Annotated in this window: 6 protein-coding genes; 2 read left to right on the plus strand and 4 right to left on the minus strand. The window is 68.7% G+C overall.

What is annotated here, in order from left to right; translation table 11 throughout:
• Positions 1 to 8: 8 nt before the first annotated feature.
• The 3 genes from AV521_RS15500 to AV521_RS52690 form a co-directional block, all read right to left on the minus strand.
• Entirely contained in the window at positions 9 to 704 is a 696-nt protein-coding gene (locus tag AV521_RS15500; RefSeq protein ID WP_076088602.1) for a glycerophosphodiester phosphodiesterase family protein, read from the minus strand.
• A gap of 408 nt (positions 705 to 1,112) precedes the next feature.
• Entirely contained in the window at positions 1,113 to 1,247 is a 135-nt protein-coding gene (locus AV521_RS50820) for a hypothetical protein (RefSeq protein WP_256725560.1), read from the minus strand.
• A gap of 930 nt (positions 1,248 to 2,177) precedes the next feature.
• Complete coding sequence (locus AV521_RS52690) at positions 2,178 to 3,587, minus strand: Ig domain-containing protein (protein WP_076088606.1); 1,410 nt, start codon at positions 3,585 to 3,587, stop codon at positions 2,178 to 2,180.
• Between the two features lie 293 nt (positions 3,588 to 3,880).
• Between AV521_RS52690 and AV521_RS15515 the strand changes: the two genes are divergently transcribed.
• Together AV521_RS15515 and AV521_RS15520 are read left to right on the plus strand one after the other, a co-directional pair.
• Positions 3,881 to 4,189: a hypothetical protein gene (locus AV521_RS15515; RefSeq protein ID WP_076088608.1), complete on the plus strand. Its 309-nt coding sequence runs from the start codon at positions 3,881 to 3,883 to the stop codon at positions 4,187 to 4,189.
• Between the two features lie 390 nt (positions 4,190 to 4,579).
• Positions 4,580 to 5,416 (plus strand): polysaccharide deacetylase family protein, encoded by an 837-nt coding sequence (locus AV521_RS15520; protein ID WP_256725561.1) that lies wholly within the window; start codon positions 4,580 to 4,582, stop codon positions 5,414 to 5,416.
• A gap of 1,023 nt (positions 5,417 to 6,439) precedes the next feature.
• Here AV521_RS15520 and AV521_RS15535 read toward each other — a convergent pair.
• The coding region (locus AV521_RS15535; protein WP_143658612.1) for a PASTA domain-containing protein at positions 6,440 to 6,742 on the minus strand (303 nt) is incomplete at its 5' end.

The following is a 6,742-nucleotide window of genomic DNA, read 5'->3' on the forward strand; positions in this document are numbered from 1 at the left end:
CCCTGAGGTCAGGCTGTGGCCTCGACCAGCCGCTTCATGCCGGGCTGGTCGGTCACGCAGCCCACCAGGCCGAGCGTCCGGGCCAGCGCCAGATCGCGCTCGTCGTTGACGGTCCAGGCCATCACATCGATGCCGGCGGCGCCGCACTTCTCCACGATGGCCCGGTTCAGCTGGCGCAGTTCCACGCTGACCAGGGTGGAACCGACCTTCTGAGCTCGTCCGACGAAGGTGTCGCGGTGCGCACTGGGGCCTGCCACCAGCACGGTGCGGGCCTGAGGCAGCAGGTTGTGGATCTCGATCAGCGCCACGTCGTGGAACGACAGCACCGAGACCCGGTCCAGAAGGTCACGCTCAGTGAGAACCTTGGCCAGCGATCGGGCGGCGGCCACGTCCTTTATCTCCGCCTGGATCGGCAGCGTCGGCCCGACGGCGTCCAGCACCTCCCCGAACGTGGGGATGCGCTCGCCGAGGCCGGCGTCGAGCTTCTTGAGCTTCCGCAACTTCTGGTCGGCGATCGGACCGGAGCCGTCCGTCGTGCGGTCCAGAGTGTCGTCGTGCATGACGACCAGCTCGCCGTCCTTGCTCAGGTGCAGGTCCAGTTCGATGCCGTCCAGCCCCTCGCGTTCGGCCCGCAGGAAGGAGCGCAGGGTGTTCTCCGGCTCGGCGGCCATGACACCGCGGTGGCCGATGGTGAAGAAAGACACTCGGTTGCCGTCCTTGAGTGTGGTGGTCCGGGGCAGCCGCAGGAGTGCCCCCGGGCGGCGGGCGACCGCCCCTCGGAGCGCCCAAGCCTAATGGGCCCGTCGGCCGCGCGCTCGGCCCGCCTGGGCCGCGCCGCCGGGCGCCCCAAGACTCAAATCTGAGATCGCACCGCCTGTCTCGCCGGCCCTGACGACTTTCCCGAGTTCTAGGCGCAGTCGTGCTGAACGGTTCTTGAGCACGGTCATGTCCCAGGTTCGCCCCACCCGTCACCGCAGGCCGCGGCGAGCACATCGCGACACCTTCGCCCTTGCCGAGATGATCGTTGTTCTGTCCGCCAGCGTGCCCCACTGGAAACTGCGCGCGGCGGCCACGACTCCACGCCCAGCGGAGAAATCTGGCCGATGCCAGGCCTACCGGCAGGCGGCCAGGGCGAGCCCGGCCGTCACCTTGTCGAGCAGCCTCTTGCGCTCGCTTCGACGGCGAACCCGGACGGTCAGATCCCGAACCAGGAACGACCCGCCGCCCTCGGGCAGCCCAGAGAGCATCGGCGCCCGGTGACACGACATCGGGCCCTGCCTGACACTGACCTGCCCTGTGGACAACGTTGTCCGACTGTGCGCGGTCGGGGAGCCTGAGCTTGGCGAGGATGCGGGGGCAGTGCGGTGCGGTGCGGTGACGCGGCAGCCGCTGCGCAGGCTAGGACCAGTGACCCCACGGTGGCGGACGATTCACCGACGGCCGGATCGCCTCCGGCACCCTTGTGGAAACGGCGCGATGAGCGCTGCGGGCAGGTTGACGTGATCCGGTGTGCCGCCTCCAACGGCCCTTCGACCAGACACGTGCCGGCCGTGACCCACTGGTCCCGCCGTTGATCACCAGACAACTGCCGACGACCTGTCGCAGGACGCTGCCGCTTCGATGAGTACGGCGTGTGTCTCGCAGGTCGGGGACGTCCCGGGGCGGCGGCCGACCGCTGGTGGTCACGCGGGCGGGCGGCGGTGCGGGAAGCGTACTGGGGGTCATGGCCGCGGTGGACGCCGTGGTACATGTCGGCGAGGACGCGGAGCTGCTGCCGCAGCAGTCGGCCATGAGAAGAGCGGTCAGGGCTGCGCAGGCACACGCGACCAGCGAGCGGCGGTTGAGTGCCACAGGCCCGAACGGCGAACGCCGGCCTGCGGCAATCCGCAGCGGGCAGTCGAGCCATGCGTCGGCGACGAGCACCTTGTGCTGGTCGCGGTGATCATCCCTGCGGACATCACCGCGCCCATCGGCTCCGGACCTGGAAGCCGCTCGGAGCAAACCGCCGTGCGCAGGGCCGTGCGCCATCTGCTGCTGTGAGCGGCCAAGAATTTGGCCGTCCGCTCGGCTGCTGCTCTCCGTTTGCCGCGCTTGCTCCGGGAGTCATTGACACAGGGGCGCCCGCCTGCGGACGAGGCTCGCAGGCGGGCGCCCGACTGGTGACCGTCCCTATGGCGTCAGTTGACGTTGAGGGCTGTGTCATCGATGACGAACGAGGTCTGCGCGGTGTAGTCCTCGCCGCCGGTGAACTTCACAGTGACGGCCTGCCCCTTGTACGCCGACAGGTCGAAGGTGTGCTGGGTGTAGCCGCTGTTCGCGTCGAGGTTGGAGTAGGTGGCCAGGGTGTCCAGCACGGTGCCGGAGCTGTTCATGACCTGGACCTTGAGGGTGTCGTAGGCAGTAGTGGTGCTGGTCTCGGCGGTGTCGATGTGCAGCCAGAAACTCAGCGCGTAACCGCTGCAGCCGGAGGGCAGGGTGACCGGCTGGGAGAGGGTGTCGGTGTGGGTGGTTCCATAGCCGTCGAGCCAGGCGTCCCAGCTTCCGGAGTGCGGCGGTTCACCGGCGCTGTTGCTGATCACACCGGACGCGGCGGTCCAGGGTGAGGCGCTCCCGGTCTCGAACCCCGGGTTGCCCAGTAGCTGCGCCGGCGTGCAATTACCGCCGCTGGAAGAAGCGATGGTCCAGGCGAAAGACGTGCTGCCGGTGGCTCCTGTGGAGTCGGTGGCGGCGACGGTGACGCTGGACGTGCCGGCTGACGTCGGTGTTCCGGAGATCAGACCGGTCGAGGAGTTGATGGCCAAGCCTGCGGGCAGGCCGGTCGCGGAGTAACTGAGCGTACCGCCGGCGCTGTCGGTGGCTGAGATCTGGAGCGAGGCCGCAGTGCCCACCGCGCCGGTCTGGCTGCCCGGGTTGTTGACGCTCACGCTGCCGCCCGTGGCCGAGCCGAACTGGACGTCGAGGACGGCGTGGAGCTCTATGGCGTTGGGGGCGACCCCGGTCTGGCCGTGGTCGAAGTCGAAGAAGCCGACGCCGGTCACGGTCACCGGGACGTTCGCGGTCTGGAAGCTGCCCGTGGGCGAGTATGTGGCGTCGAACTCGTTGCGGGCCTTCTGGATGCTCGCCAGGAGGGGGCTGCTGGAGCCGACGCATGCGGGATCGGGGATCTCGGCGATCATCGTGTGCCCGGAGTTGTCGTCCAGGACCAGGTGGTAGTCGGAGTCGGCTTCGAGCTTGTACTCGCTCAGTGTCGCGTGCAGTTGGAAGACCGTTGTCTCGGTTGGCTGTACGCGACTGTTGGACGGCAGTGAGCTCGGTGCCGGAAGGGCATCGAGCGAGGCGATCGTCGTCGAGGTCGTGGACTGGAGGTTGATCTTCCCGGCGTCGGCGTCGGTGCCGGTCTTGACCGACCACCGCTCCACACCGCAACTGCCGGTCGTGGCACTGCTGTTGGTGGTGACGTCTTCACGTTCCTCGGCGTCCGGGCTGGGGCTGTGCCGCGGGCCGGCGCTGACCGCGGTCACGCTGAGGACGATCGACAGAGCGGCTATCAGCAGAGCGGTCAGGTACTTCCACCGTCTGTGGTGCACGAGCGCCTCCTGATGTGAGGACGAAGGCGCCGGCGACCCGGCAGGGTTATGGGGTCACCGGGCAAGGACTGATCGTGCTATGCAGGCGGAACTGGCCAGCAGTGTGGCGGTCCCCCGGTTGACGCGCATAGACCCAGGAAGCAAACAGTTGGCGATACACAGTCAAGTCTTGCTTTCGGTCAGTTTTCTCAACTCACTGACCACGGCTCCGGCCCGGCGCCGGTGGAAGTGCTCCCCCGACTCGGGACGGTCCGGAGCACGGGGCAGTTGCGTGCCCCGGCGTCCGGAGAGGCGTGCGACGAGTCGCCCGGCTGTCGCTGGAGCCGGGACCGCGTGACCTGCGCCGGCACCTGGAGGCCGAGGAAACGAGCATGACCGGCTCCGGGCCCTGGCGTGAGCACACCAGCGGGAGCGCGTACGAATCCCGCAAGGGGACGGTCGTCCGGTGCACGGGGTGCTTGTCCTGGGGCGCCACCGCCCCGCGCGCCGACCGACCCATCGCCGCCGACGCCCCCGTCGGCGCCGCCACCACCACCTTTGTCATGATCGCCGCGGTGATGTACGGCCACACCGTAGGCGGCGGGAGGCCAGGCGGCGCCTGACCGAGACGGTCGACGAGTCCTGGTGCACCACGTGCGCTCTGCACGGCTTCCATGGACGCTGTCCGACCGCCCCTGCTCAAGCCGAACGCACCCAGTCCGAAGCCGCCTCTACGCGCGTGGATCTTCGCCACCCAGGGCCACGACGCCCTGTGACTGGAACACAACCTCGACCTGCCCGCAGACCTGGCCCGCCTGCCGGCCGACGGCGCCGATCGCGAGCGGCGCTGACCGCCCGAGGCGCGGCACCGCGCGGCCGTAACGCACCCGGCCGATGACCCATTTTCCGTACGGACGGGTTATCTTTCCAGCGGAATCACGTTCGGCACGGCAGCTCATGGGGAGACCTGCGCAGTGAAGCGGCACAACAGGCGGGGCAGGCTCTACGGAGCGGTGACGGGTGCGGTTGTGGCGGCCCTGGCAGTGGGCGGCTGCGACGCGGGCGGTGGCAGCGGAGCCCGCCCGTCCGCAGTCCCGACGCAGCCCGTCGCCACCGGCGGCACGACCACCACCGTGCCGGGCACCGCGGACGCCGCGGCCTGGCGCAAGTGGGGCCTGACGCCGCTGACCGATGCCCCGGCGCCCCCGGCCGACAAGCCGGTGAAGCTCTCCGCCTCCGGCACGGTTCCGGTCTTCACACACATACCGACCTCGCAGAAGGTCGTCTTCATCACCATCGACGACGGGCAGGAGAAGGACCCCAAGTTCGTCGAGATGATGCGGGACCTGAAGATACCGATCACAATGTTCCTGATGAACGACGTCATCCGGTCCGACTACGGGTACTTCAGGCAGCTGCAGGCGCTGGGCAACCACATCCAGAACCACACCCTGCACCACCCGCCGATGAACACGATCCCACTGGCCCGCCAGAAGGAAGAGGTGTGCGGCGCCCAGAAGGTCCTCACCAAGGAGTACGGCACCGCGCCGCTGCTGTTCCGTCCGCCCTACGGCGCGTACAACGCCAACACCAAGATCGCGGTGGGCGAGTGCGGGCCCAGGGCGATCGTCTGGTGGCGGGAGTCCATGCAGATCCGCCGCCTGCAGTACCAGACGCCTGACAACAAGCTGCGCTCCGGCGACATCATCCTGGCTCACTTCCGCGGACCCTCGGAGCTCAAGGGCACCACGATGACGCAGATGTTCGCCAACCTGCTCAAACGCATCCAGGAACAAGGCTTCGCCGTGGCACGCCTGGAGGACTACATCCAGCCACCGACCGGGCACTGACCAACGCCCCTGAAGCCACGGTTGTCTCACGGAAGCCCCTATAGCCGGGGGTCTGAAGGACGGTGGATCGCGACGTGCCACGAGGGCCGGGACGGTACGGGAACCACCCGGTCGACGGCAGCGTTCGGCACCAGGCGACACGTCAGTGCGGTCCGCGTCTGCTGTGGGACGAAGTCGAATCCGCCCAGCCGGTCACCGATGGTGCCGGCGCGGAGCGACACCAGAGGGTTCCGTGACCGTCCCACGCATCTGACGTCATACGCCACCGGTGAGTCGTTGGCCTCGTGTTCGGCGTGCTGGGTGTGATGGCGGCGAGTATCGTTGAACACCGAGTCCTGGTAGCCGCGCATCCAGTTGCGCATGCCGTTGATGAGGCCGCGTACCTGGGGGCCGGCGTGGGGTTCGATGCGTCGGGCCAGGTCTTGGCACGCACTGATTTCTTGGCGTACCCGATACAGCCCTGCGCCGGTGGCCCACAGTCGCATGCTGCTGGCGCAGGCGCTGGCACAGGTCCAGCCACCCGCGTCGCTTCGCTGTACACCGGCGCGGCTACGGCATGCCCGACGTCCAGGACGTCAATGGCGGCGGTGAGGTCGGCACTGGAGAACTGGCCAGCTGGAGCCGCAGGACCAGCAATTCGACATTCTTGGCCGCGTTGCCGAGCAACCGCAGGCCCGCCAGCTCCGCACCGCACCGCCACCGCCACCGCCACCGCCACCGCCACCGCACCACCATGACCCACAACTCCTCCGACGAGTGGATCTGGCCCAACGGGCCCGCGCAGGCAAGCAGCAGGGACGCCCGGCCCGGCAAAGCCGCCGAAGGCCCTACGTCCTGCGAGGACCGATGCGGTGCACACTGTGCGGAAGGAGTGCGAGCGGCGGCTCGCGCGCTACCAGGTCGCCCTCGGCGCCGGAGCCGACCCAGCCGACGTCACCCAGTGGATCAACGACGCACAACACGACAAGGAAGACCAGGCCCGCTCAACGAAACCCTGGGCATCACGATCAACTGCGATACGCTCTACCTCTGATGAGGTGTGCCGGGAGACAGGGTGACCCGCAGGATGGCGTGACGTGGCACCTGGCTGCCGGGCGAGGGCGTCTGCTCGCATACTCGGCCGACGGGCGTGCCGGGGTGAGGGCACGCTCGGTGTCGGATGGGCTGGACGCGTAGGCCGACGGCCTGGGCGCTCGACCGGGCTTCGTTCATCGTGTCGCCGATCAGCGAGGGTGCCGCGACCCGGGGACGAGCAGGGGCGTGGGATCCGGTGATCATGTAGGTGCACGCGGCGGCCGCCAGCAGCACCGCCATCGCCTGGAGTGG

It is taken from the genome of Streptomyces sp. IMTB 2501 (assembly GCF_001953885.1).
In the GTDB taxonomy this organism is placed as follows: Bacteria; Actinomycetota; Actinomycetes; order Streptomycetales; family Streptomycetaceae; genus Streptomyces.

What these genes read in the sequence shown, in the direction of transcription:
- AV521_RS50820 (WP_256725560.1), bottom strand. Translation starts at nt 1,247, where the DNA reads ATGCTCTCTGGGCTGCCCGAGGGCGGCGGGTCGTTCCTGGTTCGGGAT.